General features: G+C 74.3%; 1 protein-coding gene and 1 pseudogene. Both read right to left on the bottom strand.

The window, feature by feature from the left end; genetic code table 11:
• Positions 1–2277, bottom strand: a 2277-nt coding sequence (locus tag ABD194_RS18980) for an FtsK/SpoIIIE domain-containing protein (protein WP_343994385.1), incomplete at its 3' end; no start/stop codon positions are given.
• A pseudogene (locus ABD194_RS18975) lies at positions 2274–2591 on the bottom strand (hypothetical protein); the annotation flags it as partial. The pseudogene ABD194_RS18975 and the gene ABD194_RS18980, both read right to left, overlap by 4 nt.

Genomic DNA, 2591 nt, shown 5'->3' with positions numbered 1-2591 from the left:
CTCGCGGTGGTGCAGCTCCGCGGCGAGGGAGGCGAGCGCGCGGCGCACGAGGTGCGGCGAGAGGTCGGTGACCAGGCCCACCGTGTGCGGCAGCTTGACGCAGTCGCGGAACGCCGAGCCGCCCTTGTAGTCGACGAGCAGGAAGGTGACCCGCTGCGGCGAGTGTGCCGCGGCCATGCCGAGGATCCAGGCCTGGAGCAGCTCCGACTTGCCGGCACCGGTGGTGCCGCCGACGAGGGCGTGCGGGCCGTCGGAGCGGATGTCGACCGAGTACGTGCCCTGGCTCGACTGGCCCACGACGGCGCGCAGGTTTCCGGGCCGGCGCGGCAGGACCGCCGGCGCGTAGGGGCCCGTGAGGATCGAGCGCGACTCGCCCCACTTCTCGATGACCGCCTGCTCGGAGCTGGCGAGGTCGGTGCCGGTGAGGGTGAGCAGCGACACCGCGCGCGGGAGGTCGCTCGCGTCGTCGACGGGCACGCCGGCGTCGACGACGGGGGCGAGCTGACGGGCGCAGGCCAGGGCCTCGTCGTAGGCGATCCGGTCGACCGCCACGGGCTGGACCTCCTCGCCGGCCTGGACGTAGCCGGCCCGCGACGACTCGTCGCCCTCGACGACGAGGAAGGTGTGGCAGGCGGCGGGGAGCAGCTGCTGGGTCTCGGCGACCCACACCACGACGACGCCGTGGCCGTGACCGCGCTCGGCGACGGCCACGAGGCGGCTGCGGTCGATGGGGGCGTCGCTCTCGACGAGGACGAGGACGGCGGGCCGTGCAGCACCGGCCGTCTCGGGGGTCGACGCCGAGGCCTTGGCCTCGACGAGGTCCTCGAGGGCGTCGGCGAGCGCGGAGCAGCCGGGGGCGCCGGCGGCGAGGTGGTCGACCGCCACGGGGCTGTGCGGCGACGACGTGTGCGGCAGCCACTTGAGGAAGTCCCAGTCGCGGGCGGAGCTGCCCGAGGCGAAGGAGCAGATCGCCAGCTCCGCGGGCGAGTGCAGCGCCGCGGCCTGCACGACGAGCGACCGGGCGGCGCTCAGCGCGTTGGCGCGCGGCCCGGCGACGCCCACGGCGCCGTCGGTGAGCGGGGTGGCGACGACCGGGACGTCGTGGACCACCTCGAGGCCGTTCAGCTCCTCGCACACGGCATACCAGGCCTCTGCCTTGGAGCGGCCGACGGCCGGCATCTTGATCGCCGACCGCGACGGCCGGGTGCCGACGCCGAGACGCAGCTGGCCGAAGCCCGCGGTGTCGCGGCGGCGGGTCCAGAGCAGCGCGCTGCGGTCGCGCACGGCCGCCAGGCACTCAGGGCCGCTCGGGTGCTCGGCGCGGCGGGTGTCGCCCTCGACCTCGAGCGAGCCGCGGATGCGCTGCGAGAGCAGGTCGAGGTCCTCGCGGAACTCCGCCATCGCCTGGGCGAAGTCCTTCTTCTGCTGTCGGCGGGCCTCGTAGTAGGTGCCAGCCATCATCACCGGCATCATCAGCATGAAGACGATGGAGTACGGGCTCTTCGTGACGGCGAAGAGGACGGCGCCCATCAGCAGCGGCACGACCATCGCCACGATCGGCATCGGGTTGCTCTTCTGGCGTTCGGGCAGGTCGGGGACCTGGAACTCCTGGCCCTCGAAGACCGGCGCGACCCGCGGCGAGCGGGAGAAGGCGACGGTGCCCGCGTCGCCCGACAGCACGCCGCTCCCGGGCCGGGTGACGACCCCGTCGCCCTGCAGGTGCACCTCGAGCTCGGTGTCGCCGAGGCGCACGACGTCGCCGCTCTTGAGGTGTGCGCGCGTCACCTGCTGGCCGCCGGCCGTGATGCCGTTGGCCGAGCCGAGGTCGACGACCTCGACGACCTCCTGGATCACGAGCTTGGCGTGCTGGCGCGAGACGGACTGGTCGGAGAGCTGCACCTCGCACCCGCGGCCGCGGCCCACGTATGCCGTCCCGCGGGCGAGCGGGACCTCGCGCCCCGCATCGGGGCCGGAGCGGATGTAGGCGACGGCGGCCGGGCGGCCGCGGTCGACGAAGCCCTCGCCGGCCCGCATGACCGAGACCCGCATGCCGGACTGCAGGCCGCTCTCGGCGACGGTCGCGCGCGGGTCGAGCCCGCGCATCTCCTGGTCGACGAGGGCCAGGGTCATCGCCTGGCCGGTGCCGAGCACGCTCGACCGGTGGGGGTCGGCGGAGGCGAGGTAGGCGGCGAGGTCACCGACCGTGGTGGCCGAGTCGGTCGTCGCGACGAGGTCGGTCTCTCGGTCTGCCGACCGGAGGACGAACTTCAGCTTCACGCGTCACCCTTCGTGGCTGCAGTGGTGGTTTTGGAGCCCGGCCTGGCACGCCGTCCCGGCTGCTCGGGCTTGCCTTGCCGGCGGGAGGTGCGGGTGCGGGCGGGGCCGAGTCCCGCGCCGGTCGGGAGGTGGTCACGGAAGGTGCGCAGGGACAGGTCTCCCCGGACCTTCTGCCAGAAGCCCTGCCGGCTGCGCAGCCGCTTGCGGGCGGTCTCGACGTCGGCCCAGAAGGCGTCGACCTCCTCGGGCGTCGGCTCGGCGACGTCGAAGACGTGGCCGTCGGCCTTGGCCGCCAGCGGAACGAGCTCGAGCGC

The sequence above is a fragment of the Terrabacter terrae genome, assembly GCF_039529575.1.
GTDB lineage: Bacteria > Actinomycetota > Actinomycetes > Actinomycetales > Dermatophilaceae > Terrabacter > Terrabacter terrae.
Note: the sequence above shows the minus strand (reverse complement) of the source record. Positions and strands in the feature narration are given on the sequence as shown.